Raw genomic sequence first — 20,203 nt, forward strand, 5'->3', positions numbered from 1 at the left:
GGTGTTCAGTCCTGTCGCGTCACTGGGGCGAGCCACAGCCCGACGATCGCATCGACAAGGCCGGAAGCGGCTGTGCGCCAACTGGTCAGGGGCAAAGACGTGCCCTCGGCGAGAGCCCGTTCGTATTCCGCGCACGTGTGCATCAGCAGGTTGCGCGCCATGATGTTTCGGGTGACGCGCACATCGCCCGGCAGGTCCGGCAGGCAGCGATTGATGCCCTCGAGCACGGTGATCAGCGACGGCAAGGTCAGCGCGTCGCGGGTGACCGTCTTCTGGTAGGCCGGGTCGGCCATTACCTGTGCGGCGAACCGGGCATACCAGGTCGGGTTACCCATCGCGGTCAGGTGATCAGTCAGCGGAAGCACCAGGCATTCAGCCCAGTCCCGCAGCTCGGCGCCGGCGCCCAGGGCGCCAACCCGCTCTTCACGCAGCTTTTCCACCGGGATGGCGTGCTTGTGCTCGATCGCGCGCACCAGATCGGTCTTGGTGCCGAAGTGGTAGCCGACGGCGGCGTTGTTGCCCTGCCCGGCGGCCTCACTGACCTGCCGATTCGAAACCGCGAAGACACCGTGCTCGGCGAATAGCCGCTCTGCGGCGATCAGGATCGCCTCGCGGGTCAGGCTGGCCCGATCGGTGCGGGTGCTCCGAGAAGGGGTGGTCGCGGTGGTCATCGCCCGTCAGTCAACGCTGCTGATCTTGTTAAGTCAAGCGATTGATTTAAGAATCCTCGGGCTTCTTCTTCTTGGGCAACGGCTTGCCCGCCGCGGTCCCCCCGTCGACGGGTAGGACCGTCCCGGTGACATAGGGAGAACGATCGGAGGCAAAGAACAGAACTGCCTGAGCGACGTCATCGACGGTGCCCTCGCGCTCCAGCGGCCGGTCGGCGCGCATGGTCGCTCGGATACCCGCCTCGAACTTCGCGACCTGCTCGGCATCCATCCCGTGTGCCGACTTCGACACGATCGCCGTCCGGATGTGGCCAGGGGCAAGGCAGTTCACCCGGATCTCGTAGTTCGCCAGCTCGATCGCCGCACACTGGGTGAAGTGGATGACCGCGGCCTTCGACGCCCGATAGGTCATCACACCGCCACCGGCCTGGATTCCGCCGATGGAGGTCAGGTTGATGATCGAGCCGCCGCCGGTCGACTTCATCTGCCGGGCGGCGTCGCGGGTACCCGCCATGACGGCCTTGAGATTGACGGCCATGATCTTCTCGAAATCTTCGAGACCGTCGTCCAGGAAACTTCGGTGCATCTTTCCGGAGATCCCCGCGTTGTTGACCATCACGTCGAGTCGGCCGAACTTCTCCACCGCGGTGTCGACCAGTCGGGTGATCTGCTCGGTCACCGTGACGTCCGTCGATAGAAAGACGGCCCGCTCCCCATGCCGGCCGGCCAGCCCCTGGCCCTGTTCGACGTCGATATCGCCGAACACAACCGCCGCGCCCTCGGCCAGAAAACGCTCGACGATGCCGGCCCCGAGTCCCGCAGCACCGCCGGTGACGACCGCGACCTTGCCTGCCATTTCGTTGCCCATGACGGCCCAATCCCTCTCGTTTGCACGCCGATCCGGCGGCGTACGAAGTCAACGCGCTCGATCCGATCGAAGTCAAGCGCCTGATTTAAACCGGCCGATCGTGCCGAGCCTGTCGTTATCGCGCGAAAGTGCGAGTGGGCGGGCCCGACAAACCCTTTAGCGCGACTAAACGAGCGGGATGAGAACCATGTTCTCTCACTTCGCCAGCAAACCTCACGCATTCCGGACATGGCATTGACACCTTTTGAACGAAGCTGCAACAGTTGCTCACACCGCAGCCCATGGGAGGAACATCCGGTGACAGTGAGTGCCGACAGGGATCTCCATTACGACCCCTATGACGTCGACCAAAACATGAACCCGTTTCCGATGTTTGCGCGGCTGCGCGAGGAAGCGCCGCTGTACTACAACCCCGATCTCGACTTCTACGCGCTGAGCCGCTTCGATGACGTGAACAAGGCCGTCATCGACCACGAAACATTCATCTCCGGCCGGGGCGCATTGCTGGAAATCATCAAATCCGGGATGGAAATTCCGGCTGGGACATTGATTTTCGAGGATCCCCCGATCCACAACATCCACCGCAATCTTTTGTCGCGGGTCTTCACCCCGCGCAAGGTGGCCGCCCTGGAGCCGCAGATCCGCGAGTTCACCACCCGATGCCTGGATCCGCTGATCGGCACGGGCCGGTTCGACTTCGTCAACGACCTCGGCGAGCAGATGCCGATGCGGGTGATCGGCATGCTCCTGGGCATACCTGAGGACCGGCAGCGCCAGATCACCGACCACGGCGAGGCGACACTCCAGAAAAAGGAAGTCGACCTGCTGGCCACCGGCGAGGTGTTCGCCGAGTTCATCGACTACCGGCGCGACCACCCGTCGGACGACATCATGACCGACCTGCTCAACGCCGAATTCACCGACGAGACCGGGACGCTGCGCCGGCTGGCCCGCGAAGAACTGCTGCTCTATTTGACGGTCATCGCGACCGCCGGATCCGAGACCACCACCCGGCTGATCGGCTGGGCCGGAAAGACACTGGCCGAGTACCCCGATCAGCGTCGCGAGCTGGCGGAGAACCCAGGACTGATCCCGCAGGCGGTCGAGGAAATCCTGCGCTGGGAGCCGCCGGCGCTGCAGATCGCCCGCTACGTCGCCCGGGACACCGAGTACTACGGGCAGACCGTGCCCGCAGGTTCGGCGATGCTCATGCTCGTCGGCTCGGCCAACCGCGATCATCGCCGGTTCGCCCCCGACGGCGACGTGTTCGACATTCACCGTGAACTGAAGTCGCACATGACATTCGGGGCGGGCACCCATTTCTGCATGGGCAACGCGCTGGCGCGGATGGAAGGGCGCATCGCGCTCGAAGAAATCCTCAAGCGTTTCCCCACCTGGGACGTCGACTGGGCAGGCGCGGTCAAGTCCCAGACCACCGCGGTCCGTGGCTGGGACGCGATGCCCACGTTCATCCCCTAATCAACCACCAACTACAACAAGAGGATTGAAGAACCATGGCAGGTCGGGTAGAAGGCAAAGTCGCATTCGTCACCGGTGCGGCGCGCGGGCAGGGGCGCGCCCATGCGGTCCGTCTGGCGCAGGAAGGCGCCGACATCATCGCCGTCGACATCTGTAAGAAGATCGACACGGTCGAATTGATCGCCGCATCCACGCCAGAAGATCTGGCCGAGACCGCCGATCTGGTCAAGAACGCCGGCGGCCGCATTTTCACCGCTCAGGTCGACGTCCGTGACTACGACGCGCTCAAGGGCGCCGTAGACGCCGGCGTCGAGGAGTTCGGCCGCCTGGACGTCATCGTCGCCAACGCCGGTATCGGCAACGGCGGACAGACACTGGACCAGACCAGCGAGACCGACTGGACCGCGATGATCGACATCAACCTCGGTGGTGTCTGGAAGACGGTCAAAGCCGGTGTGCCGCACATCCTCGCGGGTGAGCGCGGCGGCTCGATCATCCTGACCAGCTCGGTCGGCGGCATCAAGGCCTACCCGCACTGCGGCCACTACGTCGCCGCTAAGCACGGTGTCGTCGGACTGATGAAGACGTTCGCGGTCGAGCTGGGCGCCAAGAACATCCGGGTCAACTCGGTGCACCCGACCAACGTGAACACCCCGCTGTTCATGAACGAAGGCACCATGAAGCTGTTCCGCCCCGACCTGGAGAACCCGGGCCCCGACGACATCAAGGTGGTCGGCGAGTTCATGCACACGCTGCCGATCGGTTGGGTCGAGCCCGAGGATATCGCCAATGCGGTGCTGTTCCTGGCCTCCGACGAGGCTCGCTTCATCACCGGTGTCCAGCTCCCCGTCGACGGCGGAAGCTGCTTGAAGTAACAGCTCCCGATCTGGCCGCTTGAATCTGGGCTACTTCATGCAAGGCTGCCGGGTCGATGGCGGGCAGCTGGGCGACGCCTGGCAGCGTCCGGATGTCGACGGGGACCTTCGAGGAGACACCATGTCTCCCCGAAACGCGATATCGCTGGCGATATCACGTTTTCGGAAAGTGTCGTAACCCAGTGACGTGGAGTCGGTCGCGTCGGCTTAGTCGGTCTGCTCGGCGAAGAACGTGAGCAGCAACTCGGCCAGCGCGTCGGGCTGTTCGATCTGCGGGCAATGGCCGGCCCCTTCGACGACCGCCGAACGACCGCCGGAGATTTGCCCCGCGATCTCGGCAGCCCAGCCCGGCGGCAAGAGCTTGTCCCCGGCGCCCTCGACCACCAGAACCGGGACGCCGATCCGCTCGTAGGCCCGCCTGCTCGACGGAGTCGGCGGGACATCGAGCCCCGGCCGGCGAAACCGCGCCGCCGCCAATGACTCCCACGCACCCGGGGCGATACTCGAGTCGTAACGCCGTTGCACGTAGGCCTCATCGGCGGGGTAAGCCGGATCGAAGAACAGTGCCTCCACGATGGCCCGCATGGCCTCGAACGAGGCGTCGTACTCGTACAAAGCGGTGGTGTGCCGGTTCTTCTGGATCTCGCCGCCACCGCAGATCGTGACCGCGCTGCGGATCGGCAGCACCGGAATTGCCGACGTCAGGTCCACCAACAGATTGATGGCACCCATCGAATTGCCGACGAAATGTGCGGAGTCGATGCCCAGCAGCGCACAGAACCGGGCGATGTGCCGGATTCGCATGCCCCGCCCGTCGGTGAAGTCGACGACCTTGGCCGATTCGCCGAACCCGAGCATGTCCGGCGCCAACACCCGATAATTCTGCGATAGCACGGGAATCAGCTTTTCCCAGCCGATTTGGGCACTGACCCCGAACTCGCCACCGTGCAGCAGTACGACGGGGTCACCCTCCCCCGCCTCCAGAAAATGAGTTGTCAGCCCGTCGACCACGATGCTGCGATGCTGAACGCTCACTTGATGGCGATCGGGTTGACTGGCGAGCCGACGCCACCGGTGACGCTCAACGGGGGCGCGACGAGCTGGAACTCGTAACGTCCGTCGGCAGCGCAATCGGCGGCCAGTTCGGTCAGATTCCAGTATTCGCCCAGCATCAGGCCCATGTCACGCAGGCACAGCATATGCATCGGCAGGATCGCGCCCTCCACCCCCGACGCCGGGTTCTCGACCATGAGGTTGTCGGCCGCGACCGCGGCCACCTGGTGGTCTTGCAGCCACGACGCACACGTCCAGTCCAGGCCGGCGCCCGGCTCGGTGCCGTCGCCAGTCTCTAAAAATCTTGCCCACCAACCAGTTCGGACCAGCACGATATCGCCGGGCTCCACGGTCACGCCCTGATTCCTGGCCGCTTCGTCGAGTTCGGAAGGGGTGATCGGCTCGCCGAGCTCAAGGTAGGTCGGCACTCCTCGGAGTTTGACGATGTCGAGCAGGACGCCGCGCGAGGTGATGCCCTTGACGTCGACCTTGTCGATGCCCAGGTAGTAGGCGCCGAGGCTGGACACCGAGTCCGCGGGAAAGCCGTTGTACAGCTTGTCCTCGTAGTAGACGTGTGACAGCGCGTCCCACTGGGTGGCTGCTTGCAGCGGCATGATGATCATGTCGTCGTTGAAGCGCATCGGCCCGGCCGTGCTGTACCCGCTCAGTTGCACAGCTGCCGGATTCTTGAGCCACTTGGGCCCGTACTCCATCAGGGTGGTGGCGTCACCGCCGTCGATCGTCATCACGTGAGTCGGGTTCTGCCGGTATTGGAAGGCGCCCTGCGGACCCGACGAACCGAAGTCGACGCCGAGCGGAAACACCTTGCCGTGCTTGACCGTTGACGCCGCCTGCGCGACCTTCTCGGGCGTGATGTGGTTCAGCGTGCCGAGCTCGTCGGCATCGCCCCACCGGCCCCAGTTCCGGACGTCGTCGGCGACCCGGCGAAAATCACTCATGCTGGCCACGCTGGTCAACCCTTCTGATAGTCGGCGGCTTGACGGGCCGCGATGTTGCCGCCGTCAGCCCAGATGACCTGGCCGGTGATGTAACCGGCGGCCTTGCTGCCCAGGAACACCAGTACCGCGGCCTGTTCGGCCGGATTCGACACCCGCCCCAGCGGTTTGGGAATGTCGTCGAGCAGGCCCTGCCCGTACGCCGAACGCAGCTGGTCGAGGATCGGCGTTTCGGTCACACCGGGTCCGGTGCAGTTGATTCGAATGCCTCTGGCGCCCAGCGGGACGGCGCTGCTCACCGCGTAGCCGATGATCGCCTCCTTGGATAGCCGGTAACCACCGTCGACCAGTGCGTCGGGATGGTCGTGGCACCACTGGATACCTTCGGCCATCGAGCCCGTCGCCAGCAGACCGGCCGCCTGCGGCAGGTTCTCACGGTAGTTGGCGGCGGCCAGGGAGGAGACACAAACGATCGACGAGTCCGGCCCGAGCTTTGGCAGGATGGTTTCGGTGAACTGTCGGGTGCCCAGGAAGTTGATCGTGACGACCAACAACGGATTCCCGATGCCCGACGACACCCCGGCCACGTTGAACAGCCCATCGATGTGACCACCCACCGTCGCGGCGGCCTGATCGATCGAACCCGGATCGCCCAGGTCGACCTCGATGAATTCGCTCAGCTGCGCCCCGCCGGGGGCCGGGGGGCGAAGATCGAGGCCGACCACCACGGCGCCCAAGTCGCTGAGCTGACCGCACAGCTGCGCGCCGATGCCCGACGCGCAGCCGGTGACCACGACGCGGCGGCCGTCATATCGGAGTAGATCGTCGATGTGGGCCACGTGCTTACTTCGCTTCCCGCTTCTCCTTTTCCAACTGCGCGGCCTTGACCCGCCCTTCGTTGATCTCGGCCATCGCCTCGGGAATCTCACCGGCGGTGAACTTTCCGCCCCGGCCGGTGGGGAGACCACCGAAGGCATAGGTCTCGTCGAACTGCGGCGCTTCCACCGGCTGGCGGCGCGCCTCGACCTTGTCGATCACCGGTTCGAGGCGCTTGGCCTTGGCCGCTACAGCCTTCTCATCCCGTTCGATGAACTCCGGCAGGATCTCCTTGCCCATGATCTCGATGGACTCCATCGTGCCCTCGTGGCTACGGGGGTTGAGCAGCAGGATGATCTCGTCGACGCCGCTGGCCTCGTAGCCGCGCAGGAACTCCCGCACGGTGTCGGGCGACCCGATGGCGCCGCGGCCCGGACCGTAGGCCAGGGTCGGGTCTTCCTTGACGGCGTTCTCGTACAGCTCCCACACACCGGTGCGACCCGGCGTGTGCATGCCGTTGATGTAGTAGTGCATGATGCCGAACGAGAAGAAGCCGCCGCCGATCCCGATCTTCTTGAGCGCCTCTTCATCGGACTTGGCCACCATCATCGACAGGTCACCGCCGATGGCGAGCAGATTGGGGTTGATCGCCGGGGTGACCGGCGAGCCCTGCTCCTCGAATTCCTTGTAGTAACCGTCGACACGGGCCTTGAGAGCCTCGGGACCCGTGTAGGCGAAACTCAGTGCGCCGATGGCCTTCTGGGCCGCCATCTGCACCGACGACGGTCGCGTGCATGCCACCCAGACAGGCGGGTGCGGGCTCTGCAGCGGCTTGGGGATGACATTGCGGGCGGGCATCTCGACGTGCTGCCCCTTGAAACCGGTGAACGGTACCTCGGTCATACAGCGAATGGAGACCTCGAGCGCTTCTTCCCACATCGTGCGCTTGTCGGCGGGATCGATGTCGAAGCCACCGAGCTCGGCCACCGAAGATCCTTCACCGGTGCCGAATTCGACGCGCCCGTTGGACAGGTGGTCCAAGGTGGCGACGCGCTCGGCAATACGGGCCGGGTGGTTGATCGGCGGGGGCAGATGCATCACACCGAAGCCGAGCCGGATGTTCTTGGTGCGCTGGCTGGCCGCGGCCAGGAACATCTCGGGCGCGGTGGAGTGGCAGTACTCCTCCAGGAAGTGGTGCTCGGTGAGCCACACGGTGGAGAAGCCGGCCTTGTCGGCCAGCTCGACCTCGTCGAGGCCATGCTGGAACAGCTGGTGCTCGTCGTCCTCCGACCACGGCCGCGGCAGCGGGAACTCGTAGAACAGCGAGATTTTCATGCGGTTACCTCTCGATTGGATTGGGGGGAGTTGTCGAAAATATGACGAGCCGCGACGTATCCGAACGTCATGGCGGGTCCGATGGTGGCGCCGGCACCGGCGTAGCTGCGGCCCATCACCGCGGCCGACGCGTTCCCGGTGGCGTAGAGCCCACCGATGACGGTCCCGTCCTCACGCAGCACCCGGGCGTGCTCGTCGGTGCGCAGTCCGCCTGAGGTGCCCAGGTCGCCGAGGATGATCTGGAAGGCCATATACGGTGCCTTGCCCAGCGGGGCCAGGTTGGGATTCGCCAGCGTCGGGTCGCCGTAGTAATTGTCGTAGGCGCTGTCGCCGCGGTTGAAGTCGTCGTCGTGACCCTTGCGGGCGAGCTCGTTGAACCGGGATGCGGTGCGCTGCAATTCGTCTGCCGGAACGCCGATCTTGGCGGCCAGCTCGCCGAAGCTGTCGGCGGACTTCACGATCCCCGAGTCCAGCCAGGCCTGCGGGATCTTTCGGCCGGTAGGCACCGGAGCGAACGGCACCTTCGGGATGGGCAGGTGACCGCCGACCACGTAGCGGTGGAACGATGCGATGTCGGTGACCAGCCAGCAGGGAATGTGTCGCACAGCCTTTTCCCCGTCGCGGCGCTCGCCCAGGAACGCCCGCTGGCCCTCGATCATGGCATGCGCGAAATCCATGTAAGGCGCCGCTTCGTTGATGAAGCGCTGGCCCGCGCCGTTGACCACGAACTGAGCCGGCATCATCCGCTCGTTGAGCATGAACTGCAGGCGCCCGTCGGGCCAGCACATGGCGGGGAACCACCACGCCTCATCGAGCAGATCGGTGGCGGCACCGACCTTCTCCCCCGCCCGGATGCCGTCGCCGGTAGCTGCGGGATTGCCGAAACTCCAGTCCTTCTCGAGCAGCGGTAGGTGCTCACGGCGCCAGACCATGTCGTGGTCGAACCCGCCAGAGGCCACCACCACCCCGCGCCGGGCGGCAACCCGCAGCAGCTTGCCGTCGCGTTCCACCACGGCGCCGACCACCCGTCCTTCTGCGCCGTCCGAGTCAGTTATCAGTTCGATCATGGGCGCCGACAGCCACAGCGGGATGCCCTTCTCCTTGAGCGCCAGCCTCATCCGCGCCATCAGCGACTGCCCGATCGCGGCCATCCGATCGCCGAACACCCGGGCCCGGAACATCCGCCAGATCAGCTTGAGCAGCACCGCCTTACCTCGCCAGTTCTGCCGAACCTGATAGAAAAGCCGAAGATCCTTGGGCGCGAACCAGATTCCTTTCGGAGCCAGCGCCAGTGGCGCGAGCAGGTTCTGCTCCTCGTCGCCGAGCTTGCGCAGATCGATCTCGGGGACGTTGATGGTGCTGCCGCGCGCGGACCCGCCGGGCAGCTCCGGGTAATAGTCGGCGTAGCCCGGCTTCCAGACGAATTCGAACCAGCTGCTGGACTTCTCCAGGAACTCCATCATCTCCGGCGCGGTGTCGACGTAGGCGCGCAACCGCTCGTCGCTGACCAGGCCGCCGGTGATCGTCTTGAGGTACTCGAACACTCCGGCAGGGTCGGGCGAGTAGCCGCCCTTGCGTTGCGACGGCGCGCCGGGCACCCAGATGCCGCCGCCGGACAGTGCCGATGAGCCACCGAATTTGGGTGACTTCTCCACGATCAGCGTGTCCATTCCGGACGCGTCGGCGCGCAGCGCGGCGGTCATGCCGCCCGCGCCGGAGCCGATGACGAGGACATCGACGAAATGATCGAAGGACTGTGTCATGACCGGGTTACCGCCGTCCGGATCGCGAATCCTGCGATCAGCTCGGGAGCAGCGCGGTAGTAGCGCTGCTGCGTCTGGTATTCACCGTGGGCCGCCATCGCGGCGAAAGCCGCCACCCAGGTGCGGATCTCGTGCGCTGAATTACCGGCCTCGCGGGCAATCCAGTCGTTGCTCCAGCTGTCCACCTCGGCCAGCCGGTTGGTGTCGATCAGGTCCAGCAGCGCGTGATCCCACTCAGGGTTCAGCGGCTGCAGCGGGCTCTGCCCGTGCGCAAACTCGTGCGCGGCGGCCATCACGGCCTCCTGCCGTGCCGCCCGTCCTTGGGCGGACATCGGCGCCCCGCCGACGATGCGCTCCAGCGCCGCCGGTGGCGCCGTCGCCAGCGTCGGCACGGGTGGATCATGAGACAACCCACCGGATCCGACGACCAACACCCGCTTGCCCAGGGTGCCCAGGTACTCACCGATCGCGCTACCCAGAGCCCGGACACGCTTGAGCGGACCCAGCGGTGTTGCCACCGAGTTGATGAACACCGGAATGACCGGTCGGGACGCGGCATCTCCGAAGATCACCTCGAGGGGCTGCACCGTGCCGTGATCGACATCCATCGCCGCCGACAAAGACACGTCGACGCCGGCGTCCCACACCGCGGCAGCCATGTCATTGGCCAGATCAGCGGGGACGTCCAGCGGTCCGGCGTGGGTACCGTAGTCGCCGACACCGGAGGCCGCACTGCCGATACAGAACGGCGGCATCAGCCGGTAGAAGAACCCGTTGTAGTGGTCCGGAGAGAAAATGACCACGAGCTCGGGATCGAAATCCTCGACGAAAGACCGGGTTTCGGCCAGCCGGGCGTTGAGGTCGTCAAGCAGTTCCGCCGACGGGCCGGGAAGGTTTAGCAGCGGACTGTGCGACATGCAGCAGAGGGCCAGGGGCATCGGTTCCTCCTCCCGGGGTCAGGGTGAGTTTGTCGAGCAGGGCCGCGCTCAGCTCCGGTGTTCGTTGGGCGATGCACGCGCCGGCGATGCAGCGATCGGGGCGCAGGAACATCACGGATTCTTCGTGGGCGTCGAACCAGGCCTTCAACGCTCCGGTGCGATCACCGACCACCACCACGTCGGCGTCGTCGTGGCCGGTCCAGTGCAGCTGGGTGATAGGGCGCAGCGCCACGAAGACCGCGCCGAGCGCCTTCCATTCGGCAAACGCCTTCTCGCCCAGCAGCTGTCGAGGATTGTTGCTCCAGCACACAAACGCGAACCACGGGCCGATGACGTCGTCGAGCAGCACGTTCTGCTGTTCCCGGGTGTCCACCCGAGGCTGGATGAACAGGGTGCCCACTGCAGAGGACGGTGAGCGCGGCTCGTTGTGCACCACCGCGCCCTGTTCGTAGCGCGGCATCGGCTTGAAGCGCATCTCCAGGACGTAGCGCTTCAGCGTCGGCACCAGCGAGGCCGCACGGACCAGCACGTCTCGTGCCCCGGCGACGCGGGGGTTGGTCGGTGAGATCACCTTGCCGACCGTGGTCGACAAATCGATCATCGCGCGCGCATGCTTGCGGCGCTCGACGTCATAGGTGTCCAGCAGTGCGTCGCCGGCCTGCCCGTTGACCACCGCGGCCAGCTTCCAGCCGAGGTTTGCGGCGTCGCGGATACCGCTGTTGTAGCCCTGGCCCTGCCACACCGGCATCAGGTGGGCGGCGTCCCCGGCGATCATGATGCGGCCCTTGCGGAACGAGCTCGCGATTCGGGAGTGGTGGGTATAGAGGCGCCGGCGGATGATGTCGACCCTGTCCGGATAGGGCACCAACCGCGAGAGCATCTGTGCCACGAACTCCGGATCCTCGGCCTGCTCGTCGGTTTCATGGCCGTGGATCAAGAACTCGAAGCGGCGGATGCCGTGAGCGATGGAAATAGAGACGTACGGCCGGGCCGGATCGGCACCGACCTCGCTGTTGGGATGCCCCAGTGGATCATTGGCGATATCGACGACCAACCACCGGGTCGACGACGTCGTACCGTCGAAGGACACCCCCATCAGGCGACGAGTCGCGCTACGCCCGCCATCGCAGCCGACGACGTAGCGGGCGTTGACTGTCCGCACCTCGGCGTCGGCCGGTGACAATTCGACGGTGACACCGTCGGCTGTCTCGGCGATCGAGGTCATCGGGTGACCCCAGGCGATCTCGACGTGGTCGAACCGGTCGAGACCCTTGAACAGTTCGGCGTCGACGAGGGGCTGGACGAAGCCGTTGCGCTTGGGCCAGCCGAATCGCGCGTCGGGCGGCGCCATCTCGGCCAGCAGCCTGCGCTTGCCGTCGTAGAACCGCAGGATCTGGTTGGGCACCGTGTGCGGGAGGACGGCGTCCACCACGCCGATCGCCTGGAAGGTGCGCAGCGATTCGTCGTCGAGGCCGACCCCGCGCGGGTAGTCGATCAGCGCGTCGCGCTCGTCGACGATCAGGGTGCGGACACCTTGCAGGCCAAGGGTATTGGCCAGGGTCAGACCGCTCGGCCCGGCACCTACGACGACGACGTCAAAATCCATGCTCACCGGCCTAGCAGGAAGTCGATGTGCAGCCGGTTGAACGTTTTGGGGTCCTCGTACTGCGGCCAGTGCCCGCAGCCTTCCATCACCTCGAAGCGCGCACCCGGGATCATCTCCGAGATCCGCCTGCCCTCGCTGACATCGGCGGTCGGGTCGTCACTGGTCCACAGCACCAGCGTCGGCGCGGTGATCGCGCGATAGTCGCTGGGGCTCATCAGGTTTCGCTGTCGGATCTCAGGATCCTGTAGCGCCATGATGTCGCGCATCGCGGCGACGAATCCCGGCTGCCGATACACCCGCTGGCGGCTGGCGACGATGTCGTCGTAGTCCTTGGACTTGTCGGCCATCAACCACTTGATCCTGGCCTGCACCGTCTCCCACGTGGGATTTTCGGCGGCAGCCATCGACAGTGTGATGATCCGCTTCATCACCTCACGATCAGCCTGCGAGCCCCCGGCGGTGTTGAGCACCAACCGCTCGAGCCGGTCGGGGTGATCGACGGCGAAGCGCGAGGCCACCCAGCCGCCCAGCGATTCGCCCGAGATATAGGCGCGCTGTGCCCCGATCGTGTCGAGCACGGCCGCAAGGTGGTCGACATAGTGCGGGATCTCCAGTAGATGCCCGGGTTTGTCGGTGTAGCCGTGCCCGAGCATGTCGATCGACCAGGTGGAGAAGTGTTCGGCGTGCGCCTCGATGTTGCGGACGTAGGCCTCGGCGTGGCCGCCCGATCCGTGCAGCAGAACCAGCGCCGGCTTGTCCCGATCGCCGGCGTGCAGGTAGCGGGTGCGCACCCCGCCGGCATCCAGATAACCCTGCGAGAACGCAACGCCCTGCAAATCGCTCCAGACGCTCTCGAACTCCGGCACCCCTTGGCCCCTATTCTCGGTGATAATGGCATTCTCGCTTTTTGTAAGCGACATGTGTAATTATTGAACTATGACGTGCGATAGTTTAAGAGCATCACTCTCGCAGTGCCGTCTGTCAAGGCACTTCGGGGTGGTTCGCACCCGCTTTCGCACATCAGGCACGGGGACGAGATGACGCAGACACCCACCGAAAACCCGATCACCGCCGCCCCGGGGTCACAGACCCTGGCCCGCGGTCTGCATGCGTTGCAGCTGGTCGCGGAGGCCAAGGGCGGGCTCACGATCCAGCAGGTCGCCGACCATATCGGTGTGCACCGGACCATCGCCTACCGACTGCTGAGCACCCTGGCCTCCTACCGACTGGTGGCCAAGGCCGAGGACGGCCGGTTTCGGGCGGCGGCCGGCCTGGCCGCACTGGGCGCATCGTTCGACAACAACGTCCGCGAACTGTCCCTGCCGACCCTGCGCGGACTCGCCGACGAGCTCGGCACCACGGTGTCGCTACTAGTTGCCGAGGGTGATCAACAGGTCGCGATCGCGGTCATCGTGCCGACCCGGGTGTCCTATCAACTGTCTTTCCACGAAGGCAGCCGCTACCCCCTTGACCGGGGCGCAGCCGGGATCGCGCTGCTGGCCAGCATGCCGCATCGCAGCGGAGAGCGGCCTCTGGTGACCCGCGCACGCGAGCAGGGCTGGATCATCACCCACGGCGAAGTCGAACCCAATACCTACGGCCTGGCGGTGCCGGTGCACCGGCCCCCCACTGCGCCACACACCTGCATCAACCTGATCTCGCACCGCGAGGACGTCGTGCTGCACGGCCGGGAAGCGGCGATCACCGCGGCCCAACGCCTTTCCGCGGTCCTGAGTTAAGCAACCCGCTGAACTGGGCAAACGCCGACTGGAGCGCTTGACACTGGGCGATCGACGTCATTAGCGTGAAAACAACGAACAGTTGAGTTCGATAAGTGCACACGCCAATGTGCTTGTGCGGCAAAGGCAGTGAAGTGAGGAACCGGCGATGACGGACACCTGGGACGAGGAAGTGGATGTCGTCGTGCTGGGAACCGGCGCCGCCGGGCTGACAGCAGCACTGACCGCCCGTGTCGAGGGCGCATCGGTGGCAGTGTTCGAGAAGGCGTCGACGGTCGGCGGCACCACCGCGGTGTCGGGCGGCATTGTATGGATCCCCGCGCACAACCGCGCCGCGGGCGGCGAGCTCACGGTCGCGGATGCACTGAAATACCTTGAGGCGCAATCGCTCGGCGTCATGGACCACGACCTGGTCGAGACCTTCGTGCGCACCGGCCCGGCGATGCTGGACTACATCGAGGCCAACAGTGCGCTGCAGTTCGAGGTCGCCGAGGGGTTTCCCGACTACAAGCCCGAACTGCCCGGCGGGCAGCCCGGTGGCGGACGGTCGTTGAACGCCAAGCCCTTCGACCGGGCGACGATGGGCGAATGGGCTTCACGCATTACGTCGTTCCCCATCGACTTCAGCAATGTCGGCATCGACGCCGAGACACGCGCCCGCATCCACGCTTCCGTCGACGATATGGACGGCGACTACTGCGTCGCCGGTACCGCATTGATTGCCGGGCTCCTCAAGGGGCTGCTCGACCTCGCGGTCACGCCGGTGACCGAGGCGCGCGCGGTTGAACTGACCGGCTCCGCGGACGGCATCACCGGAGTACGGATCTCGCTGGGCGACAAGCAGATCCGGATCCGAGCCGAGAAGGCGGTGATTCTGGGCACCGGCGGGTTCGAATGGGATCAGCGCCTGGTCGAGGCCTACCTGCGCGGGCCGTTGCGTGGCCCGGTATCCCCACCGAACAACACCGGCGACGGTCTGCGGATGGCGATGGCGCACGGTGCCGACTTGGCGAACATGGGTGAGGCCTGGTGGGTACCGGTCATCCAGATCCCGGGCGACACCCTGGGCGGCAAACCACGCAGCCGCAGTGTCCGCTTGGAGCGCACCCGGCCGCGCAGCATCATCGTCAACCGCGCCGGAAAGCGCTTCCTCAACGAAGCCGGCGAGTACAACTCGATGTCCGGGCCGTTCCACCAGCTCGACCCCCGAGCCGGCTATGTCAACGACCCGGCGTGGATCGTGTTCGACGCCCAACACCTCAAGCAGTACGGCTTCCTCGGCGTCGAACCCGACGGCATCGCACCCGACTGGTTCAACGAATCGGCGTCACTGGCCGACCTGGAAGCCAAGACCGGGATCGACGCCGACGGGCTGGCCGCGACCCTGGCCGCTTGGAACGCCGCCGTCGCCGAGGAGACTGACCCCGAATTCGGGCGTGGGGCAAGCGCATACGACGGCTATTGGGGTGACAACACTGCGGCCACGCCGGCGCTGCAGACTCTCGGCCCGCTGGACACCGCGCCCTACTACGCCGTGCCGGTGGGGATCGGCGCGATGGGCACCAAGGGCGGCCCGCGGACCGACCGCGACGGCCGGGTGCTTCACGTCAGCGGTGCGCCGATACCCGGACTGTTCGCCGCCGGTAATGCGATGGCCGGCGTGACCGGACGAGCCTACGGCGGCGCGGGCGGGACACTGGGCCCGGCAATGGTGTTTGGCTACCGGGCAGGCCTCGCCGCGGCTGCCACTCGTTGAGCCGACGCAATCTCCTTGCGTACCAGATACTTCTGCACCTTGCCGCTGGGGGTACGCGGGTAGTCGGTCACCTCGTGCAACTCCTCGGGCCACTTCTGCCGGGCCGCCCCGCAGCGGTCGAAATGGGCGCGCACCTCGTCCAGCGTGGGCATGCTGTGCCCGTCCCTGACACGCAGCACCGCGGCCGTGCGCTCACCGAGGCGGGCATCCGGCGCGGCTACCACCACCGCTTCGGCCACCGCCGGAATGGTCAGCAGCAGCTCCTCGACCTCGAGCGCACTGATGTTCTCGCCGCCGCGGATGATGATGTCGGCCTTGCGGTCGGTGATGGTCAGATAGCCATCCTCGTCGAGGACGCCGATATCACCGGTGTGGTACCAACCGTCGTCGTCGAAGGCTTTCGCGGTGAGCGCGTCATCGGTGTAGCCCAGGCACAAATCCGGTCCCCGGGAAAGGATTTCGCCTTCTTCGGTGAGGCGAATCTCCACCCCCGGGCGTGCGTCCCCGTCGGTGAGGAGCCGCTTGTCCTCGGGAGCACTCGCACCCGAGCCGGTGATCGACGGGTGCTCGGTGCTGCCGTACGAACGGAAAACGAACAGTCCCAGGTTGGCCAACCGCTGTGTGACAGCGACCGGGACTGTCGACCCTCCTAGCCCGACCGTCGTGAATTTGGCCAAATGCCGGTCGGTGAAATTCGGATGGTCCATCAGGCTGGTCACGAAATACGGTGGTCCGCCGCCAATCGACATGCCTTCGGATTCCATCAATTCGAGCACGCGACCCGGATCCCAGACGTCGGTCAGGTCGATCGGGGCGCCCTCCAACACGGGGATCAGCAACGCCCCCACCATGCCGATGAAGTGGCCCACGGGTGTGGCGGTGATCTGCCTGCCGCGGTCGGGCGGGTAGTTGGCCAACAGCTGGCGGGTCTCGAATCCCAGCGTCTGATGGCTGTGGATCACGCCTTTGGGGTCGCGGGTGGTTCCCGAGGTGAAGGCGATGAGCGCCGGGCTGCCCGGATCGGTGTGCAGCTCGCCGGCCATCGGCTCGTCGGCCAACAGCTCCTCGAAATCCTGGCCGACCAACCCGACGATCGGGATGTCCGCGCACAAGTCCGGCTGGAACGTCATGTGGCCGAAGTGCTCGGTGGTGATGAAGACCTTCGGCCGCGCCGTGCCGATGATGTGGGTCAGTTCCTTGCGACCGTAGAAGTGCACGATCGGCACCACGACGGCGCCCAGGAACGACGACGCCCAGAACGTCACCGCCGCCTCGACCCAGTTCGGCAGCTGGAAGGCGATGACGTCGCCGGGACCGACGCCGCGAGACCGTAGGCCCGCGGCCAGCCGGCGTGCGGCGATCTCCACATCGCGGAACGTGCCGCTGAACGGGCGCACCCCGGAGTGCACCCAGAACCCCGTGTCGGGGCTGGCCGCGAGCCCTCGGGCGAGAAGCTCACCGAGGGTATCGGGTGTCCACCAACCCTCCTCGACGTAACGTTTACTCAGCTCAACCGGGATATTCCTCAACTACAGCACCTCCGCTTGGCGATGCTATTCTCCGACATCGAGAATGCCAATACCGGAATTGGAGAACGAATTATGGTCGGTCTGGAGTGGAGTGACGGGCTCGCGGTCCTCACGATCGACCGGCCGCACGCCCGCAACGCCATTGCGCTGTCGACCATGGGCGAACTGGAAGAGGCGCTCGACGCCGCGGCCGGCGCGCAGGCCTTGGTCATCCGCGGCGGCGGTGACCGGGCGTTCGTGTCCGGCGGCGACCTCAAGGAACTCAGCGCGCTGCGCACCACCGAGGAGGCCGCCGGGATGGCGGCGCGGATGCGTGCGATCTGCGACCGGATCGCCGGCTTCCCGGCCCCCGTCATCGCCGCGCTCAACGGGCACGCGCTGGGCGGCGGAGCTGAAGTCGCCGTCGCCGCCGATATCCGGGTGGCCGCCGACGACGTGAAGATCGGCTTCAATCAGGTGTCGCTGGAGATCATGCCGGCATGGGGCGGCGCCGAACGACTGGCCGCGCTGGTAGGCAAGAGCAAGGCGCTGCTGCTCGCCGGATCGGGAAAGATCCTCACGTCCGGCGAGGCTGAACGCTGGGGGCTGATCGATGTGGTTGTCCCCCGTGCCTCGTTCGACGACGAATGGCGTTCGCTGGCACAGTCTTTGACCAACCGTCCGGCAAGCAGCATCAAGCGGGTGATCGCCGGTGTGCCGCCCGTCGAGGCCATCGACGCGTTTGCCCAGCTCTGGGTGTCCGACGAGCACTGGGCCGCCGCCGACCGGGTGATGAACCGCGCAAAGTGACCTCATAGCGGGAACCTGCCGCGCACGCCGTTGAAACGCTCCCACATCTGGGCGGTTCGCTCGGATGCGGTGACCCGCTTGGTATCGGGCGGTAGCACGCCGTCGAGGTCGGCGCGCCGGACGAGTCGGGTGGTCAGAATTGCGGGCTGTCCCTGGAGCATGTGGCGGTAGGTGAGATTGCCGCGTTCGAATCCCTGGGTGTCCAGCCAGTTGTGCACGCCCGGGTCGTCGTGGGCGAGGACCAGCCGAACCTTGCCGTCACCGTCGGTCGACACCCGGCTCGGCGTGTAGCTGACGGGACGGTAGAGGAAGTCCATGCTGGCGAAGAACACACCCATATTGGACAGCATCCACAAGCCCTCGTGGGCGTCGAACTCGACGATCAAAGCGTCGTCAGGACCCAACTCCCAGTACATGTTTGCCGCGGCACGGCCGCGCTTGTTATCCGCCTCGGTGGCGTCGACAGCCGGAAAGCGATTCGGGTGCTCGTTGTCGACACCACCGTAGGTGAACGGGAATTCGGGCCAGCTGGTCATCAGGCCGGTGACGAAATCGCCTGCCCAGGAAAAAGCGTCGATCATGGTGGCGGCCGTTGGCAGCGGCTTGGGCCCGGTCATGTCGACTCGTTCGATGCGCAGCTGCCCGGGCCGCTCGTCCCAGTGGTCGAAACCCTGGCGAATGAACAGTTTCCGCGACGCGACCGTGGTTGGCAGCCAGTTCGGCCCCCGCTCGGGTCCGCCGATGTACAGCTCGAACGTGCCATCAGGCTCGACGTGCAGTTGGTGGCCGAAAACATTGGCCTCCGGGACGTCGCCGAACGGCTCATGCAGGACGTGCGGGCCCACCGGTCGTGCGCCCTGCACCGTGATATTGAAAAACCTTGCAGTCCCTCGTGTTCCAGAAATGCGGTAGGTCGACTGGCCGTCGATCCAGGCCTGCTGGTAAGTGAAATCCGCGCAGTCGCCGCCCAGTTTGCGGGTCGGGTTGCAGAACGCGTGGATGCTCGGATACCGCGGATCCCGGGTCTCGAGCGCCAGATCGAAGGCCTGCCCGAGATTTTGTGTGAGGAAACGGAATGCGTCAGCGCGCTGCGCGCCGGAGGTCGCATTGAAGTCCTTGAACGCGTGCGTGCCCGCCGCCTTCAGCCGGTCACAGAACTCGCCCCACGCACGGTCGAGTGCCGCGTCGTCCGCGCCGTCACCGAACGTCATTGGACCTCCACATCCGCGCCGCCGAGCCGATCGAGCATCGTGCCCATGACCTCACCCGCCCGCCGGGCGGCCGCCAGTCTGCCCTCCGCGTCGATACGTGGCCCGATCAGCTCCAGGTCGAACCCGAACCGGTAGCCGCCGGCGAGCGCCTGGGCCACGAAGGACTCGATCGGGATCGCTCCGTCACCTGGTACCGCCCGGGCAGGCAGCGCGCGATCGGACAGGACATAGTCACTCACCTGGATCAGCCGTGTTCGCGGGAGCGCCGACCGCAGCAGGCCCGCAAGGTCGGCCTCGGCCCAGCAGTGGAACAGATCGATGCAGATGTCGAGCCCGGCCGACTCGGCCAGCGTGATGGTGTCGCGCAGGCTGTGCGCCAGGTGAATGTCGGCGTAGAGGCTGGAGGCATTTTCGACAGCCAGGCTCACACCGGCCTGCTGCGCCTGCAGCACACACGGCGCTATCGCGGTGCAAAACCTTTCGGCCGCCGGCTCCCAGGTCAGCTCGCCGCGGCCACCGGTCAGCAGGTAGATACAGCTGGCCCCGACGGAAGCTGCACACTCGATCAATCGGCAGAGCGCGGCGCGGGCTGCCTCGACTGACCCCTTGTCGGTGGGCACCCGGCCGGACCCGAACAGGTGATAGACCGCCTGGATTCGATAGTCGCCCGCGTCGAGAATCTGCCGAAACTCGGGTTCGAGCAGTTGCGTGTCGATGACGCTGAGTCGGTGCACCCCGAGCTCGGTCCAATTGCGCTGTAGTTCAGCGGGACTCGCCCCCAGGAAGGTGACGTCGTGAACCGACAGCAACTCATGCATCGAC

At 65.8% G+C, this 20,203-nt stretch carries 18 protein-coding genes; 5 read left to right on the forward strand and 13 right to left on the reverse strand.

The annotated features are described in order from the left end of the window. Positions 1-5: 5 nt before the first annotated feature. Together CG716_RS18605 and CG716_RS18610 are read right to left on the reverse strand one after the other, a co-directional pair. Positions 6-671 (reverse strand): TetR/AcrR family transcriptional regulator, encoded by a 666-nt coding sequence (locus CG716_RS18605; protein WP_094482254.1) that lies wholly within the window; start codon positions 669-671, stop codon positions 6-8. 46 nt (positions 672-717) lie between these two features. Further along, positions 718-1,536 (reverse strand): SDR family NAD(P)-dependent oxidoreductase, encoded by an 819-nt coding sequence (locus CG716_RS18610; RefSeq protein WP_094482256.1) that lies wholly within the window; start codon positions 1,534-1,536, stop codon positions 718-720. Positions 1,537-1,890: 354 nt separating this feature from the next. Between CG716_RS18610 and CG716_RS18615 the strand changes: the two genes are divergently transcribed. After that, on the forward strand, positions 1,891-3,015 hold the full coding sequence (locus CG716_RS18615) for a cytochrome P450 (RefSeq protein ID WP_234817915.1): 1,125 nt from the start codon (positions 1,891-1,893) through the stop codon (positions 3,013-3,015). A gap of 35 nt (positions 3,016-3,050) precedes the next feature. Further along, positions 3,051-3,890, forward strand: coding sequence for a mycofactocin-coupled SDR family oxidoreductase (locus CG716_RS18620; RefSeq protein WP_094482260.1), 840 nt, complete (start codon positions 3,051-3,053; stop codon positions 3,888-3,890). 207 nt (positions 3,891-4,097) lie between these two features. On the opposite strand, the gene CG716_RS18625 is transcribed toward CG716_RS18620, so the two are convergent. From CG716_RS18625 to CG716_RS18660, 8 genes are read right to left on the reverse strand one after another with little or no spacing between them, the layout of a single operon-like run. Further along, positions 4,098-4,925, reverse strand: coding sequence for an alpha/beta fold hydrolase (locus CG716_RS18625; protein WP_094482262.1), 828 nt, complete (start codon positions 4,923-4,925; stop codon positions 4,098-4,100). After that, the gene (locus CG716_RS18630; RefSeq protein ID WP_275988269.1) at positions 4,922-5,902 is read right to left on the reverse strand and encodes a cyclase family protein; all 981 of its coding nucleotides are present in this window, start codon (positions 5,900-5,902) and stop codon (positions 4,922-4,924) included. Before CG716_RS18630 ends, CG716_RS18625 begins: the two co-directional genes overlap by 4 nt. Before the next feature lie 14 nt (positions 5,903-5,916). Next, entirely contained in the window at positions 5,917-6,738 is an 822-nt protein-coding gene (locus CG716_RS18635; protein WP_094482266.1) for a coniferyl-alcohol dehydrogenase, read from the reverse strand. A gap of 4 nt (positions 6,739-6,742) precedes the next feature. Further along, a complete protein-coding gene (locus CG716_RS18640) occupies positions 6,743-8,050 on the reverse strand; it encodes an LLM class flavin-dependent oxidoreductase (protein WP_094482268.1) in 1,308 nt (435 codons plus the stop codon). Beyond that, the gene (locus tag CG716_RS18645; RefSeq protein WP_094482270.1) at positions 8,047-9,813 is read right to left on the reverse strand and encodes an FAD-binding protein; all 1,767 of its coding nucleotides are present in this window, start codon (positions 9,811-9,813) and stop codon (positions 8,047-8,049) included. Before CG716_RS18645 ends, CG716_RS18640 begins: the two co-directional genes overlap by 4 nt. Next, positions 9,810-10,730, reverse strand: a complete 921-nt coding sequence (locus CG716_RS18650; protein WP_234817910.1) for a 3-carboxyethylcatechol 2,3-dioxygenase — start codon at positions 10,728-10,730, stop codon at positions 9,810-9,812. Before CG716_RS18650 ends, CG716_RS18645 begins: the two co-directional genes overlap by 4 nt. Further along, complete coding sequence (locus CG716_RS18655) at positions 10,678-12,357, reverse strand: bifunctional 3-(3-hydroxy-phenyl)propionate/3-hydroxycinnamic acid hydroxylase (RefSeq protein WP_094482274.1); 1,680 nt, start codon at positions 12,355-12,357, stop codon at positions 10,678-10,680. Before CG716_RS18655 ends, CG716_RS18650 begins: the two co-directional genes overlap by 53 nt. Positions 12,358-12,359: 2 nt before the next feature. Continuing rightward, a complete protein-coding gene (locus CG716_RS18660; protein WP_094482276.1) occupies positions 12,360-13,223 on the reverse strand; it encodes an alpha/beta fold hydrolase in 864 nt (287 codons plus the stop codon). Positions 13,224-13,394: 171 nt separating this feature from the next. On the opposite strand from CG716_RS18660, the gene CG716_RS18665 reads away from it, so the two are divergent. Continuing rightward, complete coding sequence (locus CG716_RS18665; protein WP_094482278.1) at positions 13,395-14,096, forward strand: IclR family transcriptional regulator; 702 nt, start codon at positions 13,395-13,397, stop codon at positions 14,094-14,096. A gap of 148 nt (positions 14,097-14,244) precedes the next feature. Then, positions 14,245-15,852, forward strand: coding sequence for an FAD-dependent oxidoreductase (locus CG716_RS18670; protein ID WP_094482280.1), 1,608 nt, complete (start codon positions 14,245-14,247; stop codon positions 15,850-15,852). On the opposite strand, the gene CG716_RS18675 is transcribed toward CG716_RS18670, so the two are convergent. Continuing rightward, positions 15,816-17,381: an AMP-binding protein gene (locus CG716_RS18675; RefSeq protein ID WP_094482282.1), complete on the reverse strand. Its 1,566-nt coding sequence runs from the start codon at positions 17,379-17,381 to the stop codon at positions 15,816-15,818. The genes CG716_RS18670 and CG716_RS18675 overlap by 37 nt on opposite strands. A gap of 72 nt (positions 17,382-17,453) precedes the next feature. Here CG716_RS18675 and CG716_RS18680 point away from each other — a divergent pair, with 72 nt between their 5' ends. After that, the gene (locus tag CG716_RS18680) at positions 17,454-18,170 is read left to right on the forward strand and encodes an enoyl-CoA hydratase/isomerase family protein (protein WP_094482284.1); all 717 of its coding nucleotides are present in this window, start codon (positions 17,454-17,456) and stop codon (positions 18,168-18,170) included. Between the two features lie 2 nt (positions 18,171-18,172). Here CG716_RS18680 and CG716_RS18685 read toward each other — a convergent pair whose 3' ends face one another. Together CG716_RS18685 and CG716_RS18690 are read right to left on the reverse strand one after the other, a co-directional pair. Continuing rightward, positions 18,173-19,381 carry a DUF1214 domain-containing protein gene (locus tag CG716_RS18685; RefSeq protein WP_094482286.1) on the reverse strand — a complete coding sequence of 403 codons (1,209 nt, stop codon included), beginning with the start codon at positions 19,379-19,381 and terminating at the stop codon, positions 18,173-18,175. After that, positions 19,378-20,199 carry a sugar phosphate isomerase/epimerase family protein gene (locus CG716_RS18690; protein ID WP_094482288.1) on the reverse strand — a complete coding sequence of 274 codons (822 nt, stop codon included), beginning with the start codon at positions 20,197-20,199 and terminating at the stop codon, positions 19,378-19,380. Before CG716_RS18690 ends, CG716_RS18685 begins: the two co-directional genes overlap by 4 nt. Between the last annotated feature and the right edge of the window lie 4 nt (positions 20,200-20,203).

This window comes from Mycolicibacterium sphagni, assembly GCF_002250655.1.
Taxonomy (GTDB): Bacteria; Actinomycetota; Actinomycetes; order Mycobacteriales; family Mycobacteriaceae; genus Mycobacterium; species Mycobacterium sphagni.

What these genes read in the sequence shown, in the direction of transcription:
- CG716_RS18605 (WP_094482254.1), bottom strand. Translation starts at nt 671, where the DNA reads ATGACCACCGCGACCACCCCTTCTCGGAGCACCCGCACCGATCGGGCC.
- CG716_RS18610 (WP_094482256.1), bottom strand. Translation starts at nt 1,536, where the DNA reads ATGGGCAACGAAATGGCAGGCAAGGTCGCGGTCGTCACCGGCGGTGCT.
- CG716_RS18615 (WP_234817915.1), top strand. Translation starts at nt 1,891, where the DNA reads ATGAACCCGTTTCCGATGTTTGCGCGGCTGCGCGAGGAAGCGCCGCTG.
- CG716_RS18620 (WP_094482260.1), top strand. Translation starts at nt 3,051, where the DNA reads ATGGCAGGTCGGGTAGAAGGCAAAGTCGCATTCGTCACCGGTGCGGCG.
- CG716_RS18630 (WP_275988269.1), bottom strand. Translation starts at nt 5,902, where the DNA reads ATGAGTGATTTTCGCCGGGTCGCCGACGACGTCCGGAACTGGGGCCGG.
- CG716_RS18640 (WP_094482268.1), bottom strand. Translation starts at nt 8,050, where the DNA reads ATGAAAATCTCGCTGTTCTACGAGTTCCCGCTGCCGCGGCCGTGGTCG.
- CG716_RS18645 (WP_094482270.1), bottom strand. Translation starts at nt 9,813, where the DNA reads ATGACACAGTCCTTCGATCATTTCGTCGATGTCCTCGTCATCGGCTCC.
- CG716_RS18650 (WP_234817910.1), bottom strand. Translation starts at nt 10,730, where the DNA reads ATGTCGCACAGTCCGCTGCTAAACCTTCCCGGCCCGTCGGCGGAACTG.
- CG716_RS18655 (WP_094482274.1), bottom strand. Translation starts at nt 12,357, where the DNA reads ATGGATTTTGACGTCGTCGTCGTAGGTGCCGGGCCGAGCGGTCTGACC.
- CG716_RS18665 (WP_094482278.1), top strand. Translation starts at nt 13,395, where the DNA reads ATGACGCAGACACCCACCGAAAACCCGATCACCGCCGCCCCGGGGTCA.
- CG716_RS18670 (WP_094482280.1), top strand. Translation starts at nt 14,245, where the DNA reads ATGACGGACACCTGGGACGAGGAAGTGGATGTCGTCGTGCTGGGAACC.
- CG716_RS18680 (WP_094482284.1), top strand. Translation starts at nt 17,454, where the DNA reads ATGGTCGGTCTGGAGTGGAGTGACGGGCTCGCGGTCCTCACGATCGAC.
- CG716_RS18685 (WP_094482286.1), bottom strand. Translation starts at nt 19,381, where the DNA reads ATGACGTTCGGTGACGGCGCGGACGACGCGGCACTCGACCGTGCGTGG.
- CG716_RS18690 (WP_094482288.1), bottom strand. Translation starts at nt 20,199, where the DNA reads ATGCATGAGTTGCTGTCGGTTCACGACGTCACCTTCCTGGGGGCGAGT.